Here is a 15,886-nt window from a genome sequence, read left to right as displayed (position 1 = left end):
AACCGGCTCAACCCAGCCACACGTTCTCGAGCTGGACGCGGCCGTAGCCGGCGAGCTCGGGCAGACCACGGACCTTGGAGGCGGCCAGGTCGATGCCGTCGGCCATGCCCCACAGCAGATAGCCGGACCGGTCGTACTCGATCCGCTGGAGCTCCTTGAGTACCTCGGCGCGGGCCTTCGGGTCCGCGGTGGCGATCACCTTGCGGTAGGTCGCGTCGAACTTCTTGTCCGCGAAGCCGGCTTCGTTCTGCCCGGCCTCGCTGACCAGGGTCTTGGACGCGAAGAACACCACCGAGTCGTTGGTGCCCCAGTACGTCGTGTAGAGGTCGCCCTTGAGCCAGGTCTTCTCGTAGAACGCGCCGGACTCCTGCTTGACGACCTTGATCTTGATTCCGGCCTCGCGGGCCTGGGAGGCGAACAGGGTGGCGGACTCGGCGAGCCCCGAGATGTCCTCGGTGGTGACCAGCTCGTAGGTCTTGGACAGGTCGAACTTCGCCTCGGAGAGCAGCCGCTCGGCCTCGGCCAGGTCACGCTCCCGCTGCGGGACGTCCTTGGCGTAGCCGGGGTCGCCGGTTCCCATGATGTCGTTGGCGACGGTTCCGTATCCGGACAGGACCTGCTTGACCATGGCCTCGCGGTCCACCACCAGACGCATCGCCTCCCGCACCCGGGCATCGGCGAACGGGCCGTCCGCGGTGCGCATGACGAGGGGCATCGACATGTCGTCGGGGCGGCGCACCACCTGGACGTCCTTGCGGGACTTTGCCGTGCGCGCGGCGACCGCACCCGCGTTGGAGGCGACGTCGATCTGCCCGGCGAGCAGCGCGTTGGCCATCGCCTGCGGCGTCTCGAACATCGTCACCTCGATCGCGTCGAGGTACACGGTGCCGCCGTACCACTGGTCGTTGCGCACCAGGCGCGCGTTGCCGGCGCGGTACCGGTCGAGCTTGAACGGCCCGGTGCCCGGCGCCTTCGCCAACTCCTTGTCCGATGTGCCCTTCTTCAGTACGAACGTCGTCAGCCGGGTCAGGGGCGGGAGTTCGGCGTTCGCGTAGTCGGAGACCAGCACCACCGTGTCCTTCCCGTCGGCGGTGATGTTCTCGGCCTTGATGCCGGGCAGGCGGGCGGCCCCGGAGGGGGTGTTGCGCAGCCGCCGCAGCGACCACACGACGTCGTCGGCGGTGACCGGGCTGCCGTCGTGGAAGGCGGCGTCCTCGGCCAGCTTGAAGCGCCAGGTCTTCAGGTCCTTCGACGGCTCCCACGAAGCGGCCAGCCGAGGCTTGGTGTTGGGGTCGGCGCCCGGGACGGTGAGGGTGTCGTAGACGAGGGCGAGGATCAGGTAGTCGCTCTCGTTGCCCTGAGTGCCGTGCGGGTCACGGGTGATGGCGCCGGCGCGGCCGAGCGCCCCGATGCGGAGCGTGCCGCCCTTGCGGGGCTTGCCGCCCTTGTCGGAGGAGGCGGCCGACGTGTCGTCCCCGCCCCCGGAGCAGGCGGCCAGCAGCGCCGACGCGCCCATCGCCCCGCCGGCCAGCAGCACTTGACGCCTGTTGATGTTCACGTACGTCCCCGATCCCCGTCCCGAGCACCCCAGTGGTGCTTAGGTTTGCCTACCCTAATGACAATCGTTCCCGCAAGGGGATCTCGGCATGCAGGGTGCGCGCTGGGCATACGGGGCGCACGCCGGGCGCGTGCATTCACAGGGGCGCCCCGCCGCATCCCCCCGCCGGCTTCCGGCCACATCATATGGCCTGTGAATTAGGTATGCCTAACCTAAGTTCGGTGTTAGCGTTCGAACGCCCCCCCGAGAGCTGAGCCGCCCGCCGCGTGGGCCGAACTCCTGCTGCCCTCCTACTGGTTGACCGTCGCCGCACCTTCAGGACGTACGGCGCCCGACACCCCTGCCCCCACACGAAACGGACCACTTCGCCATGAGCACGGCAGCCGCACCTGCCCGTCAGCTCGACCCCGACTCCGTGAGTGAACTCCGCCAAGCCACAGAGCACATACACGCCGAATTCGGCACCTCGGCGACGACCCCCGCGCTGCTGAAGCGGATCGCGACGACCGCGAACGCGTTCGGCGACGGCCTGCGTCACCACTGCCGCCCCGTCGACACCGACGACGGACTGTTCGTCCTGCGCGGCCTCGACATCGACGACGCCGCGGCCGGTCCGACGCCGGACAGCTGGGCCACGGCCGGAGACAGCGGAGCGGCCCACGACATCACGCTCCTGCTGCTGGCCACCGTGATGGGCAACCCGATCGCCTGGGAGGGGCAGCAGGACGGCCGCTTCGTCCACAACATCGTGCCCTCGCCCGGCCACGAGACCGAGCAGACCGGCGCCAGCAGCACCGTGCTGCTCAGCCCCCACACCGAGGACGCCTTCCACCCCGGCCGCGCCCACCTGCTGATGCTCGGCTGCATGCGCAACCACGACGACATCGCCACCACCGCGGCGAGCGTCCGCAAGACGCGGCTGTCGGAGCGGGACGTGCGCACCCTGACCCGCCCGGTGCTCCCCATCCTGCCGGACGACGCCTACGCCGAGGCCCAGGGCTACGCCGAGGAGCCGCCGCCCGTGCCCGCCCTGTTCGCGAGCGAGGACGGGATCACGCTGCGCTTCGACCCCGCCTACACCCCCCTCGACCAGGCGGACGACGCCTACCGGAGCGCGTACGGGCGGCTCGGGGAAGAACTGGCCCGTGTCTCCGTCGCGGTCAGCCTCGCTCCCGGTGAGGTCCTGGTCGTCGACAACGACCTGGTCGTCCACGGCCGTGTTCCCTTCCAGGCCCGCTACGACGGCACCGACCGGTGGCTCAAGCGCGCCTCCGTCCGCGTTCCCGGGCGCCGCACCCGCCCCCTGACAGAAGCCCACGAGCACGGCTACGGCCAGAGCGCGATCGAAGCCCACGCGCGCTGAACCCCGCCCCGTTCCTGGAGGAATGACCATGCCTGACGCCTCGACCACCGCCGCCGCCGAACCGATACCCCGCGCCGACCGGCACCTGCGGATCCTCTCGACCGGCGATCTGGCCGGGATCGACATCTCCCTGGCCGACGTGGTGTCCACCGTGGAGGACGCCTACCGCACCCTGCACGCCGGTGAGTCCGACAACCCCCGCAAGCTCACCGTCAAGCCGCGGGACGGGCATTCGGTCGCGTACGCGATGCTCGGCCGGGACGGCTCCCGCGACGTCGTCGCCGTCAAGACCTCCTACAAGCACGGCCTGGACAAGGGGCGCGAGGAGCAGCACTACTACACCACGCTGACCCTCTACGACGATGTCACCGGGCTGCCCGTGGCGATGATGGACTGCTCCCGGATCGGATCGCTGCGCACCCCGGCGGTCTCCGCGCTGCTGGCCCGCGAATGCGCCGCCCCCGGTGCGCGCAGCGCCCTGGTCATCGGTACGGGCACCCAGGGCCGTCTGGCGCTGCCCTTCCTGCTGACGACGCTGCCCGGGCTGGACCGGCTGATGCTCTTCGGCACCCACCCCGAGGGCGTCACCGCGGTGCGCGAGCGGCTTCGGGCGCACTTCCCGGACCGGGACGTGGAGATCGTCACCGACGCGGGGGCCGCGGCCTCGGAGGCCGACATCATCGTGGCCACGGCCGGCGGCCACACCCCGGCCGCGGTCGGGGCGGACCGGCTCAAGCCGGGCTCCCTGTCCATCCTCGTGGGCCACGGTCTCGCCCCGTCGGCCCTGCACCGGGCCGACCGGGTGATCGCCACCAGCGAGGCCCAGATGAAGGTCACCGGCATCGACATGGCCGACGCCGACGGCGAACTCCGCGCGGTCGACGCCGAGTTCCCGCCCGTGATCACCGGCGACACCGCGGGCCGCCGCACCGCGACGGAGCGGATCTTCGCCTACAACAGCGGACTCGTCGTCACCGATATCGCGCTGGGGCACCGCTTCGCACAGCTCGCCCTCGAACAGGGCCTGGGCACCGAGGTGGCACTGTGGCGGTGACCGGGCCCCCCGCCCTTCCCACCCTTCCCGCCCTGCCCGACCCGGCCGCCGACGCCGTGCTGGGCAGCGGGCTGCTGGAGGAACTCGCCTACGCGCTCGGCGGCCCGTTCCACTTCCTGCTGCCCGACGCCTTCGACGCCAACCTGCGCGCCCTGCACAGCGTCCTCGACGAGACCGGCGTCGACGGTTTCGTGTACTTCGCGAAGAAGGCCAACAAGGCAGCCGTGTGGGCGGAACGATCCGCCGCCGGCGGGGCGGGAGTCGACGTCGCTTCCGCCGCCGAACTGCGCCAGGCCCTGGGGCACGGTGTGCGCGGGGAGCACCTCGTGGTCACCGGTCCGGCCAAGGACTTGGCACTGCTGGGACTGGCCGTCCGGCACGGTGCCCTGATCGCCGTGGACGCGCTCGACGAACTCGACACGCTCATCACCACCGTGTCCGGGGACCGCACGCGCCCGGCCCGGCTGCTGCTGCGCTGCCTGCCGCCCGCTCAGCCCCACAGCCGTTTCGGCCTGGGCGAGGCCGAAGTGGCCCTCGCCCTGGAGCGCTGTGTCACGGCGGGCGAAGCGGTCCGTATGGAGGGCTTCAGCTTCCACCTGTCCGGATACGACGTGAAGCTCCGCGCCGACCTGGCCGGGCACCTCGTCGAACTGTGCCTCAAGGCCCGCGTCCTCGGACTGGAGGCCGACCGCATCAGCATCGGCGGCGGCCTGCCGGTCAGCTACAGCTCCGCCGCCGACTGGAACACCTTCCTGACGCGACAGAACGGCGGCCACTACCACGCGGACAGGACGTTCGACCCCGACGGCTTCTACCCCTACCACTCACCGGTCGCCGGGGCGGACGCCCTGCGCCGGATCCTGGCCACGCGCCCCGAAGGGCACCGTCCAAGCCTCGCGGCGCTGCTGAACGACGCCGGCATCACGCTTCTGCTGGAGCCCGGACGCGCTCTGCTCGACCGGGCCGGCGGCACCGTCTTCCGTGTCCAGGGGGTCAAGGACCGGGACGGATACCAGCTCCTGACGGTGAACGGCACCAGCCTGAGCCTGTCCGAGCAGTGGTTCAACAGCGAGTACCTGCCCGACCCGCACCTGCTGTCAGCCCACCCCGACACACCGGACGCGGTGTGGCCGGCCGCCGTGGGCGCCGCGACCTGCCTGGAATCGGACATGCTCACGTGGCGCAAGGTCCCCTTCCCCCGCAGACCGCGCACCGGGGACCTGCTGGTCTACCCGAACACCGCCGGCTACCAGATGGACTCCAACGAGTCCCCCTTCCACGACCTGGCGCTGCCGCCCAAGGTGGTCATCGACCACACCGACCGGGCCCGCCCGCGCTGGCGCCTCGACCGTCACGCCCCCTGATCCCGAGCCGACGTCCCCCACCGATTCCCCAGGAGAATTTCGATGCCCGGATCCCTGCGGCGCCCGTCCGTGGTCTCCCGCGTGTCCGACCTCATCGGCTACACCCCGCTGCTGGAACTCGCGGCCACGGAGACCGGCAGCCGCCTGCTGCTGAAGCTGGAGATGTTCAACCCCACCGGCACCGCGAAGATCCGCATGGCCCGCCAGATGATCACCGATGCCGAGGAGCGCGGCGAACTGCGCGCGGGAGGCCGGATCATCGAGTCCACCTCCGGCAACACCGGCCTGGGCCTGGCCGTCATCGCCGCCGAACGCGGCTACACCTTCACCGCCGTCGTCGACAACCACGCCGCCGTCGACAAGCTGCGGGCCATGAAGGCCCTGGGCGCCGAACTGGTCCACGTCGTGGACGACGGAACCGACGAACTCGCCACCGCCGCCCGTGAGGAACTCGCCGAGGAGATGGCGCGCGGCCAGGACAACACCATCTTCACCGAGCAGCACAACAACCCCAGCAACGGCGTCGGCTACTTCCCCGTCGCCCACGAACTCCACGAGGCACTCGACGGCCGCCTCGACGTCCTCGTCGGGGCCGTCGGCACCGGCGGCGGCCTGTGCGGCACGGCCCGTGAACTGCGCACCCTCATACCCGGCTTCACCACCATCGGCGTCGAACCGAAGGGGTCGATCGCGTTCGGCGGCCCGGCGCACGACTACTACCAGTCGGGCACCGGCACGCCCGAGGGCGCCCCGATCGGTGCTCTGGTCGACTTCGGCCTCATCGACGAAGGGGCCAAGGTCGGTGACGTCGAGGCGTTCGCCACCTGCCGGGCCGTGGCCCGCACCGGCCTGCTCATCGGGGGCTCCGCCGGCGGCGTCGTCCACGAAGCCCTGACCCGCCTGCCCGGACTTCCGCCCGGCACGACTATGGTCGCCCTGATCAATGACGGCGGGGAGAAGTACATGGACACCGTCTTCAACGACGACTGGATGCGGGCCCGCGACCTCCTCGATCCCGCGGCGGAACGGGAAGTCGACGAACTCCTCACCAAGCTCCGCGGGAACCGATGACCCTCATGCTCACCACCCTCCTCCGCGACAGCCGCGCGCTCGCCGCCCTCGCCGTCCCGCTGATCCTCACCCAGCTCGCGCAGGTCGCCCTGACGACCACGGACACGGTGATGATGGGTCTGCTCGGCACCCGGGAGCTGGCGGCGGGCGGGCTGGCCCTCGTCATCTTCAACCAGCTGCGCACCATGGGCGTCGGCCTGGTCACCTCGGTCGGCAACCAGATCGCCGCCGCCGGGGCCCGGGCAGAACAGGCCGAGCAGGCCGAGGCCGAGCGGACGGCCGGCCGTGACGACGACGGCCGGGGCCACGCGCAGGAAGAGGCACACGAGGAGATGCGGGGCATCGTGCGCGCCAGCCTGGCGCTGGCCACCCTCGCCGGCCTCGCCGGTGCCGTCCTCATGATCCTCATCGGGCAGGCCCTCCCCTGGCTAGGCCAGGACGCCGCGGTCGCCGACCGGGCCCAGACGATGCTGTTCGCGCTCGCTCCCGGCCTGCTGCCCTGTCTCTGGTTCCAGGCGATCCGCCAGTTCACGGTCGGAATGCGGCGCCCCCAGGCCCTGCTCCGGATCACCGTCGCCTCCGTCGCCGTCAACGCCGGCCTCAACTGGGTCCTCATCCACGGCACCTGGGGCCTGCCCCGCATGGGGCTGACCGGCGTCGGTGTCGCCACCTCCAGCGTGTACGTCCTCACCTGCATCGCCCTCTACGTCTCGGCGAGGAAGGACGGCGCGCTCGCCCCGCTGCTCGCCCTGGACGTCATGAAGGCCGACCCGGCCGTCCTCAGGCGGCTGCTGCGTCTGGGGCTGCCGATCGCCGCGACCTACGGGTCGGAGGCCGGGTTCTTCTCCCTCACCGCGCTCATGGCCGGATCCTTCGGACCGGCCGCTCTGGCCGCGCACACCGCTGTCAACCAGCTCGTCTACATCGTCTTCCAGGTCGCCGTGGGCCTCTCGCACGCCGCGTCCATCAACGTCAGCCGTGAACTCGCCGTAGGCCGTTACGAAGACGCCGGCCGCATCAAGAACACGGCGCTCGCCTGCGCCGCGGCCGTCATGACCGTCGTCGGCGTCGTCTACCTCACCCTCCCCGAGCTGGTCCTGGCCCCGTTCCTGGAATCCGGCTCCGGGCAGGCCCTGACGATCGCCACCCACCTGCTCGTCGTCACCGCCTTCCTCCAGTTCTTCGACTGCGCCCAGAACATCGGCGTCGGACTCCTGCGCGGCCTCGACGACACCAGGAGCGGCTTCCGCATCACCCTCATCGGCTACTGGGCCGTCGGACTCCCCGCCGCATGGCTCCTCGCCTACGCCCTGGAACTCGACACCCTGGGCATCTGGCTCGGCCTCCTCACCGGCCTCGCCACCACCGCCGTCCTCCTCCTGCGCCGCTACGCGCAGTCCCTCACCACCCGATCCGCCCGGCACACTCCCCTCACGGCGACCTGACCGCATACGGGGTGACCGCACCCGTGGTGAGCGCGGGGTGGGCCGGGACCGCTACCAGCAGCCCGCCTGTCGTACGTACCTCCGCTGCCAGGGCGTCTCCACCGCATGCCGGTCGTAGTGGGCGCGGACGTACGCCACGGCCTCCTGAGGGGGTACGCCGTCGAGTACCGCCAGGCACGCGAGGGCCGTACCGGTCCGCCCCCGGCCCCCGCCGCAGGCGATCTCCACGCGCTCGGCGGCGGCCCGCCGCCAGGCGTCGGTCAGCACCTCCCGGGCCTGTGTACGGCTGCTGGGCAGGCGGAAGTCCGGCCAGCGCAACCAGTGCGCCTCCCAGGGGACTTCGGGCGGCCGCTTGCCGAGCAGATACACGGCGTACGTCGGTTCCTGCCCCTCCGGAAGAGGGCGGCGCAGGCCTCGGCCGCGGACCAGGCGCCCTGACGGCAGCCGCAGCACACCCACGTCCGTGGGACTCCAGGTGTCGGTCATCGGCCCAGCCTAGGCACTCCCCCGCTCACCCCACCCCCCGCGACTCCTCCGCCGCCCGCGCCTCGATGCCCCTGAAGTGGTCCGCCATCGCCCGTTGCGCGCCCTCGACGTCCCGGGCCCGCAGGGCCGTGAGGATGTCGCGGTGGCGGCGGGCCGTCACCGCCGGGGCCGGGTCGTCCGTCCAGTCACGGGCGCCCGCGACCCGGCGGAACACCGTCCAGAAGGCGCCGAGGAGCTGCGGCACAAAGGCGTTGCCGAGGGACGCGTACAGCAACTCGTGGAACTCCCGGTCCAGTTCGGCGAACGAACGGCCCGCCCGGCCGGCCGTCTCCATCCGCGCCACCACCGACTCCAGCCGGTCCAGCTCCGCCTCGGAGAGGGTCGCCGTGACCCGGCGGATCAGACCCTCCTCCAGGACCTCCCGGACCTGGAGGATCTCCGCCAGCGCGTCCGTGTCGTCGTCGGGCCGCGAGAGCGTACGGAAGGTGAGGCCGTCGACCAGCGGGGTCAGCGAGGCACGTCCGACGTAGGTGCCGTAGCCGTGTCTGATCTCCACGATGTCCAGGGCCTGCAACGCCTTCAGCGCCTCGCGCACGGAGTTGCGGCTGACACCGAGATCCTCCATCAGCTCCGTCTCGGTGGGCAGCGGCGCGCCGGCCCGGAGCCTGCGGTCGAGGATCAGCTGCACGACCTCGCGCCGTATCCGACTGTTCCCGGTCTCCTCGGACATGCGCCGCATCGTACGCGCGCCGGACGTCCCACGTCCCACCTCTGGTCCGGACTCCGTGGATCCGGCGTCAACTCCCGTCCGTCCGCACCGTCATTGGTCGCACCTGTGGCAGATACGCCATTCGTGTGCGAGCCCTTGACCGCCCTCACGGCCCCTCCTATGGTCACGCTGACCCAGGACGTAGGACGTCGTATCTCCTCACCCTTTCCAGACTCTCCCGCTGGAGGAACCGTGCGCGACGCGACCCACGACGTACCGGCGCTGCACCGCCGTTCGTTCCTGAAGTACTCCGGCGCGCTGGGCGCGGCCGCCGCGCTCTCCTCGTCGCTGGCCGCCTGCTCCTCGGGCCCGGAGTCCACCAACGACACCGGCGGCGGGGGCAGCGGCGGGAACCGGACGTTGACCGCCGTCATCGGCTATGGGAACGACGGCAGCTGGGATCCGACACAGACCGCGTCCGCCTTCAGCATGGCCGCCAACAACCACATCTACGAGGGCCTGCTCGACACCGATCCGATCTCCCGCGAGCCCTACGCGGCGCTCGCCACCCAGGTGCCGAAGGATCTCGGCGGCACGTCATGGAAGTTCACGCTGCGCTCCGGGGCCACGTTCCACGACGGGAAGCCGGTCACCGCCGACGACGTGGTGTTCGTCTTCGGCCGGATCCTCGACCCGAAGACCCAGACCCTCGTCAAGGGGTTCTTCGCGAGCTGGCTGAAGGACGTCCGGAAGATCGACGCACAGAACGTCGAGCTGGTGCTCAAGTTCCCCTTCCCCGAAGGGGTTTCGCGGCTCACGCTCGCCAAGATCATGCCCCGGCACGTCTTCTCCCGGCCGGGCGCCTGGGAGGACGCGATCAAGGGCAAGGCGGTGGGCTCGGGGCCGTACCGGCAGACCGCGCACCACCCGAAGTCCAACACCACGTTCGAGGCGTTCGCCGGCTACAACGGCCCGCGCAAGCCGGCCTTCAAGAAGATGAACTGGCTGACCATCGTCGACGCCGCCCCGCGCGTCGCGAAGGTCTCCGGCGCGAGCGCCGGCGCGCAGCTCGCCGACAACATCCCGTACGCCAACATCCAGCAGCTGAAGAAGGACGGGATGACCGTCGAGGGCGGGGCAGGGATGAACAACCTGTTCCTGATGTTCAACACCAAACACAAGCCGTTCGACGACGTGCGCGTGCGCCAGGCCCTCCACTACGCCATCGACACCGGCAAGATGGTCGAGGTCGCCCTCAAAGGCCATGGCAAGCCCTCGAGTTCGTTCCTCAACGAGGGCAACCCGGCTTACCGCAAGGCGAAGACCGTCTACGACTACGACCCCGAGAAGGCCAAGGAGCTTCTGAAGGCGGCCGGCGTCAAGGGACTGGAGATCGAGATCCTCTCGGTGAACGTCAGCTGGATCGTGGACTGTCTGCCGACCATCAAGGCGTCCTGGGACGCGATCGGCGTGCGGACCACGCTCTCCCCGCAGGAGACCACGGCCGTCTTCACGAAGATGGACCAGAAGCAGGACTACCAGGTCGTCGCCGCCGCCTCGAACCCCAACCAGTTCGGCCTCGACGCCGACCTGATCATGCACTACAACTACGGCCCCCAGAACCTGTGGATGCAGTACGCCCGCTGGGCCGGCGACTCCGTCGCCAAGCAGCTCTTCAGGGACATGGACCTGGCCACCCGGCAGCCGGACGCCGAGAAGAAGAAGTTGATGATCCAGGACTACATCGACGTCGTCGCCGAACAGGCCGTGCTCTACCCGGTCGTCCACAACGAGCTGATGACCGCCTGGGACCCGGAGAAGCTCAGCGGGATCAGGGCCCAGCCCTACCCCGGCGTCAATCTCCTCCAGGCCAAGTGGGCGTAAGTACAGGGGAGTCGCCGCAGTGATCGCCATCGCCAGAATCCTGGCCCGCCGTGTCGTCCTGCTCGTCCCGCTGATGCTCGGCATCGTGCTCTTCGTGTTCCTGGTGATGCGGTTCTCGGACGTCGACCCGGCGTCCGCGTTCTTCCAGGGCGCGAACCCCACACCGCGGCAACTGCACGACTTCCGGCAGCAGAACGGCCTGCTCGACCCGCTGCCGGTGCGCTACGTCCACTTCGTGGGCGACCTGCTGCACGGCGACCTGGGCATCAGCGCGCTGACCCGGGCGCCGGTGGTCGAGCAGGTCACCACCGCGCTGCCGCTCACGCTCCAGCTCACCTTCCTGGGCCTCGGCATCGCGGTGGTGCTCGCCCTGACCGGCGGAGTGACCGCCGCCATCTACCGCGACCGGCTGCCCGACCAGCTGGTCCGGGTGGTCTCGCTCACCGGCGTCGCCGCCCCCGGCTTCTGGCTGGCGCTGCTGATGATCCAGTACCTGGCGGTCGACCGGGGCTGGTTCCCGACCGGCGGCTACATCAACCCCGCCGACTCGCCGAGCGGCTGGCTCAGGACGATGACGCTGCCCGCGTTCGCGCTGTCCCTGCCGGTCGCGGCACAGCTCACCCGCATCGTGCGCACGGCCGTCGTCGAGGAGCTCGACAAGGACTACGTACGGACGGCGATCGGGAGCGGGCTGCCGCCGAGGGTCGTGGTGGGCCGCAACGTCCTGCGCAACGCCCTCATCAATCCGCTCACCGTGCTCGGCCTGCGCGTCGGCTATCTGCTCGGCGGCGCGGTCGTCATCGAGACGATCTTCTCCCTGCCGGGCATGGGGAAACTGATGATCGACGCCGTGCAGAACGGCGATCCCGCGGTCGTCCAGGGGGTCGTGCTGACGACGGCCACCGGCTTCGTCGTGGTGAACCTCGTCATCGACATCCTGTATCTGCTGGTCAATCCGCGACTGAGGGATGCGGCCCGATGATCACTCGTACGCGCCTCGCCCACGCCCTGTCCCGGCCCGGCGTCCGGCTGCGCCGACTGCCCCCGCTCTCGCGCATCGCCCTCGGGCTCCTCACCGTCGTGGTCCTGGCGGCCCTGTTCGCCCCGCTGCTCGCCCCGCACGACCCGCTCGACCAGCAGCCGCCGGCCGACGGCAGCGGGCACCCGTCCGCCGGGCACTGGATGGGGCAGGACAGCCTCGGCCGGGACATCCTCAGCCGGCTGATGTACGGCGCCCGCTGGTCCCTCGCCATCGGCCTCGGCGCCACCGCGCTCGCCCTCCTCGTGGGAGCACTCCTCGGCGCGGTCGCGGCGACCTCGCGCAAGGCGGTCGACGAGACGCTGATGCGGTGCCTGGACGTCGTGATGGCGTTCCCCGGCATCGCGCTCGCGGCGGTCCTGGTCGCGGTGTTCGGCGGCGGCGTCACGGTCCTGATCTGCGCGATCGCGTTCCTGTTCACCCCGCCGGTCGCCAGGGTCGTACGGGCCAACGTCCTCGACCAGTACGGCGAGGACTACGTGACCGCGGAACAGGTCATCGGCGCGCGCACCCCGCACATCGTGCTGCGGCACGTCGCCGTCAACTGCGCGGCGCCCGTGCTGGTGTTCTGCACGGTCCAGGTCGCCGAGGCCATCGTGTTCGAGGCGTCGCTGTCCTTCATCGGCGCGGGCGTACGGCCCCCGGACCCGTCGTGGGGCAGTGTCATCGCGGACGGCAAGAACATGGTGCTGACCGGTGGCTGGTGGGCGACCGTCTTCCCCGGTCTGCTGATGCTGGTCACCGTCCTGTCGCTGAACATCCTCTCCGAGGGTGTCTCCGACGCCTGGGCCGCCCCGGCCGCCCGGGACGTGCAGGGGCGTGACGACCGGTTGGAGACGCCTCGGCCCGGCAGCGGGGAGGTGCTGCGGCTGCCCGGCCTGACGGAGGCGGCCCTGCGGCTGCGCTCCCGCGCCCGGCCCCTGCCCGAGGGCCGGCCGGTCCTCGCCGTGGAGAACCTCGCCATCGGCTTCGACGCCCGCCACGGCGGCGTGGACATCGTCGACGGCATCAGCTTCGAGGTGCGCCCCGGCGAAGTCCTGGGCCTGGTGGGCGAGTCGGGCTGCGGCAAGTCGCTGACGGCGCTGACGGTGATGGGCCTGGAACCGAAGGGGGCACGGGTCCGCGGCCAGGTCCGTTTCCGTCAGCGGCAACTGGTGGGCGAGCCGATGCGGGTGCGCCGCAGGCTCCTCGGCCACGAGATGGCGATGATCTACCAGGACGCGCTGTCGTCCCTGAACCCCGCGATGACCGTCCGGGCGCAGCTGAAGCAGGTCGTGCGCAGGGGCGGGAAGCGGTCCCCGGCGGCCCTGCTGGAGCTGGTCGGCCTCGACCCCGAGCGCACCCTGCGCAGCTATCCGCACGAGCTGTCCGGCGGCCAGCGCCAGCGCGTGCTGATCGCCATGGCGCTGTCCCGCAGCCCCAGGCTGATCGTCGCGGACGAGCCGACGACCGCCCTGGACGTGACGGTGCAGGCGCAGGTCATGGAGCTGCTGCTGCGGCTGCGGGCGGAGCTGGGCTTCGCACTGATCCTCGTCTCGCACGACCTGGCCCTCGTCGCGGACGTCACGGACCGGGTGGTCGTGATGTACGGCGGTCAGATCGTGGAGACGGGGGTGACCGCGGACCTGGTGGAGGCACCGGCCCACCACTACACGCGCGGGCTGCTCGGCAGCGTGCTGTCCCTGGAGTCGGCGGCCCGGCGGATGACACAGATCGAGGGCGTCGTCCCCGCCCCCGCGGACTTCCCGGCGGGCTGCCGCTTCGCCGACCGCTGCCCGCTGGCGAGCGAGGTGTGCCGGACGACGGCACCCGGTCTGGCCGGGACGCGTACGCACACGGCGGCCTGCCACCATCCGGCCGTCGACCTGGTGACCACGGAGAGCGAGGCGGTGACGTGACCGGGCTGGTCTCGCTGTCCGGCGTCCATGTCGTTCACAAGGCGCGCAGCGGCGGCCTGTTCACCCGGGACCGGGTCCACGCGCTGACCGGCGCCGACCTCGCCGTCGCCCGCGGCGAGACGGTGGGCGTGGTGGGCGAGTCCGGATGCGGCAAGTCGACGCTGGCGAAGGTGCTGGTGGGGGTGCAACGGCCGACGTCCGGGACGGTGTCCTTCGGGGGCCGCGACCTGTGGTCGATGAAGCCGGCCGAGCGCAGGACGGTGGTCGGCGGCGGCACCGGCATGATCTTCCAGGACCCTTCGACGGCTTTGAACCGCCGTCTGACGGTCCGCCGGATCCTGCGCGATCCCCTGGACGTCCACCGGCGCGGCACGCCCGCCGAACGGGAGGACCGGGTACGGGAGTTGATGGCGCTGGTGGGTCTGCCGCGCGCCCTGGCCGACGGGCTGCCCGGCCAGCTCTCCGGCGGCCAGCGGCAGCGTGTCGCCATCGCCCGGGCCCTGGCGCTCGACCCGGATCTGGTGGTCGCGGACGAGCCGACGAGCGCGCTGGACGTGTCCGTACGCGCGCAGATCCTCAATCTCCTGCTGGACCTGAAGGAACGGCTCGGGCTGGCCCTGGTCTTCGTCTCGCACGACATCCAGACGGTACGCCGGATGAGCGACCGGGTGATCACGATGTATCTGGGCCGGATCGTCGAGGAGGCGCCGGCGGACGAGGTCACGGACGGCTCCCGGCACCCGTACACCCGCGCCCTCTTCTCCGCGACGCCCGGCCTGCTGGACCCGATCGACCCGATCCCGCTGGTGGGTCCGGTCCCGTCGGCGACGCGCCCGCCGAGCGGCTGCCCGTTCCGTACCCGGTGCTGGAAGGCCGACGCCCGGTGCGCCGGCGAGATGCCGGACTTCACGGCCGTGTCGGGTCCGGAGCACCGGTTCCGCTGCCACCATCCTGTGCAGGAGGGCGAGTCGACCCACGACCTCGTGGGCCAGGCCGCGTCCGCCTCCCCGGCCACCGCCATGGCCGACGTACCCGTCCAGCACGTCCCCCGGGAGCCTTCATGACCCTGCCCACCCCGTTGACCGGTGTCGTACCGCCCGTCTGCACCCCCCTGACACCGGATCGCGAGGTGGACGTCCCCTCGCTCATCAGGCTCGTGGACCACCTGGTGAACGGGGGTGTGGACGGCCTGTTCGTGCTGGGCTCGTCCTCGGAGGCGGCGTACCTGACCGACCGCCACCGCAGGCTGGTGGTGGAGACGGTGACCGCGCATGTCGGCGGGAGCGTCCCCGTCCTGGCGGGGGCGATCGACATGACGACGCCCCGGGTGCTGGACCACGTGGAGTACGTGACGGCGGCCGGCGCGGACGCGATCGTCGTGACGGCGCCCTTCTACACGCGGACGCACCCGGCGGAGATCGCCCGCCACTACCGTCTGATCGCGGCCCGCTCCTCGGTACCGGTCTTCGCGTACGACCTCCCGGTCGCCGTGCACACGAAACTGGACCCCGAGCTGGTCCTCGAGCTGGCGGCCGAGGGCGTCCTGGCCGGCCTGAAGGACTCCAGCGGCGACCTGGGCGGCTTCCGCGCCGTCGTCACCGGCGCCCGCGCGCGTCCCGACATCACCGGCTTCAGCGTTCTGACGGGGTCGGAGCTGTTCGTGGACTCGGCGCTGGCCCTGGGCGCGGCCGGGGCGGTGCCCGGGCTGGCGAACGTCGACCCCGAGGGGTACGTCCGCCTGGACCGTCTGTGCCGCGCGGGCGACGGGGAGCGGGCGCGGGCCGAGCAGGAGCGGCTGTGCGCGCTGTACGGGATGGTCGGGGCCGGGGATCCGGCGCGGATGGGCGGGAGTTCGTCGGCACTCGGAGCGTTCAAGGCGGCGCTGTTCCTGCGGGGAGTGATCGCGTGCGCGGCGACGGCGGAGCCGCAGGTGCCGCTCTCGGAGGAAGAGGTGGAGCGGGTGGGGAAGCATCTGGCGGCGGCGGGATTGCTGTGAGTCCCCCAGCCCGTCCGGC

General features: G+C 71.3%; 13 protein-coding genes. 10 read left to right on the top strand and 3 right to left on the bottom strand.

Annotation, left to right across the window (positions count from 1 at the left end; translation table 11 throughout):
* Positions 1–7: 7 nt before the first annotated feature.
* The gene (locus SAVERM_RS28995) at positions 8–1,558 is read right to left on the bottom strand and encodes an ABC transporter substrate-binding protein (protein WP_010987021.1); all 1,551 of its coding nucleotides are present in this window, start codon (positions 1,556–1,558) and stop codon (positions 8–10) included.
* A 370-nt stretch (positions 1,559–1,928) separates the two neighbouring features.
* Here SAVERM_RS28995 and SAVERM_RS28990 point away from each other — a divergent pair, with 370 nt between their 5' ends.
* From SAVERM_RS28990 to SAVERM_RS28970, 5 genes are read left to right on the top strand one after another with little or no spacing between them, the layout of a single operon-like run.
* The gene (locus tag SAVERM_RS28990) at positions 1,929–2,921 is read left to right on the top strand and encodes a TauD/TfdA family dioxygenase (RefSeq protein WP_010987020.1); all 993 of its coding nucleotides are present in this window, start codon (positions 1,929–1,931) and stop codon (positions 2,919–2,921) included.
* Positions 2,922–2,949: 28 nt separating this feature from the next.
* Positions 2,950–3,975 (top strand): ornithine cyclodeaminase, encoded by a 1,026-nt coding sequence (locus tag SAVERM_RS28985; protein WP_107082960.1) that lies wholly within the window; start codon positions 2,950–2,952, stop codon positions 3,973–3,975.
* The gene (locus SAVERM_RS28980) at positions 3,966–5,339 is read left to right on the top strand and encodes a Y4yA family PLP-dependent enzyme (protein WP_010987018.1); all 1,374 of its coding nucleotides are present in this window, start codon (positions 3,966–3,968) and stop codon (positions 5,337–5,339) included. Before SAVERM_RS28985 ends, SAVERM_RS28980 begins: the two co-directional genes overlap by 10 nt.
* A gap of 42 nt (positions 5,340–5,381) precedes the next feature.
* Positions 5,382–6,410: a cysteine synthase family protein gene (locus SAVERM_RS28975; protein WP_010987017.1), complete on the top strand. Its 1,029-nt coding sequence runs from the start codon at positions 5,382–5,384 to the stop codon at positions 6,408–6,410.
* 5 nt (positions 6,411–6,415) lie between these two features.
* The gene (locus SAVERM_RS28970) at positions 6,416–7,855 is read left to right on the top strand and encodes an MATE family efflux transporter (protein ID WP_010987016.1); all 1,440 of its coding nucleotides are present in this window, start codon (positions 6,416–6,418) and stop codon (positions 7,853–7,855) included.
* Positions 7,856–7,906: 51 nt separating this feature from the next.
* Here SAVERM_RS28970 and SAVERM_RS28965 read toward each other — a convergent pair whose 3' ends face one another.
* Complete coding sequence (locus SAVERM_RS28965; RefSeq protein WP_010987015.1) at positions 7,907–8,341, bottom strand: protein-tyrosine phosphatase family protein; 435 nt, start codon at positions 8,339–8,341, stop codon at positions 7,907–7,909.
* Between the two features lie 25 nt (positions 8,342–8,366).
* The gene (locus SAVERM_RS28960; RefSeq protein ID WP_010987014.1) at positions 8,367–9,080 is read right to left on the bottom strand and encodes a FadR/GntR family transcriptional regulator; all 714 of its coding nucleotides are present in this window, start codon (positions 9,078–9,080) and stop codon (positions 8,367–8,369) included.
* A 222-nt stretch (positions 9,081–9,302) separates the two neighbouring features.
* Here SAVERM_RS28960 and SAVERM_RS28955 point away from each other — a divergent pair, with 222 nt between their 5' ends.
* The 5 genes from SAVERM_RS28955 to SAVERM_RS28935 are packed head-to-tail and all read left to right on the top strand — an operon-like array spanning position 9,303 to position 15,867.
* On the top strand, positions 9,303–10,934 hold the full coding sequence (locus tag SAVERM_RS28955; protein WP_010987013.1) for an ABC transporter substrate-binding protein: 1,632 nt from the start codon (positions 9,303–9,305) through the stop codon (positions 10,932–10,934).
* 19 nt (positions 10,935–10,953) lie between these two features.
* Positions 10,954–11,916 (top strand): ABC transporter permease, encoded by a 963-nt coding sequence (locus tag SAVERM_RS28950; RefSeq protein ID WP_010987012.1) that lies wholly within the window; start codon positions 10,954–10,956, stop codon positions 11,914–11,916.
* On the top strand, positions 11,913–13,871 hold the full coding sequence (locus SAVERM_RS28945) for a dipeptide/oligopeptide/nickel ABC transporter permease/ATP-binding protein (protein WP_010987011.1): 1,959 nt from the start codon (positions 11,913–11,915) through the stop codon (positions 13,869–13,871). Before SAVERM_RS28950 ends, SAVERM_RS28945 begins: the two co-directional genes overlap by 4 nt.
* Positions 13,868–14,935: an oligopeptide/dipeptide ABC transporter ATP-binding protein gene (locus tag SAVERM_RS28940; protein ID WP_010987010.1), complete on the top strand. Its 1,068-nt coding sequence runs from the start codon at positions 13,868–13,870 to the stop codon at positions 14,933–14,935. The genes SAVERM_RS28945 and SAVERM_RS28940 overlap by 4 nt, the downstream gene beginning before the upstream one ends.
* Complete coding sequence (locus tag SAVERM_RS28935) at positions 14,932–15,867, top strand: dihydrodipicolinate synthase family protein (protein WP_010987009.1); 936 nt, start codon at positions 14,932–14,934, stop codon at positions 15,865–15,867. Before SAVERM_RS28940 ends, SAVERM_RS28935 begins: the two co-directional genes overlap by 4 nt.
* The last annotated feature ends 19 nt before the right edge of the window (positions 15,868–15,886 follow it).

Source organism: Streptomyces avermitilis MA-4680 = NBRC 14893 (genome assembly GCF_000009765.2).
GTDB lineage: Bacteria > Actinomycetota > Actinomycetes > Streptomycetales > Streptomycetaceae > Streptomyces > Streptomyces avermitilis.
This window is presented reverse-complemented; position numbering and strand designations above follow the sequence as displayed.

Excerpts from the sequence above, each read along its gene's own strand:
- SAVERM_RS28990 (WP_010987020.1), top strand. The coding sequence starts at position 1,929 with ATGAGCACGGCAGCCGCACCTGCCCGTCAGCTCGACCCCGACTCCGTG.
- SAVERM_RS28945 (WP_010987011.1), top strand. The coding sequence starts at position 11,913 with ATGATCACTCGTACGCGCCTCGCCCACGCCCTGTCCCGGCCCGGCGTC.
- SAVERM_RS28985 (WP_107082960.1), top strand. The coding sequence starts at position 2,950 with ATGCCTGACGCCTCGACCACCGCCGCCGCCGAACCGATACCCCGCGCC.
- SAVERM_RS28975 (WP_010987017.1), top strand. The coding sequence starts at position 5,382 with ATGCCCGGATCCCTGCGGCGCCCGTCCGTGGTCTCCCGCGTGTCCGAC.
- SAVERM_RS28960 (WP_010987014.1), bottom strand. The coding sequence starts at position 9,080 with ATGCGGCGCATGTCCGAGGAGACCGGGAACAGTCGGATACGGCGCGAG.
- SAVERM_RS28965 (WP_010987015.1), bottom strand. The coding sequence starts at position 8,341 with ATGACCGACACCTGGAGTCCCACGGACGTGGGTGTGCTGCGGCTGCCG.
- SAVERM_RS28970 (WP_010987016.1), top strand. The coding sequence starts at position 6,416 with ATGCTCACCACCCTCCTCCGCGACAGCCGCGCGCTCGCCGCCCTCGCC.
- SAVERM_RS28935 (WP_010987009.1), top strand. The coding sequence starts at position 14,932 with ATGACCCTGCCCACCCCGTTGACCGGTGTCGTACCGCCCGTCTGCACC.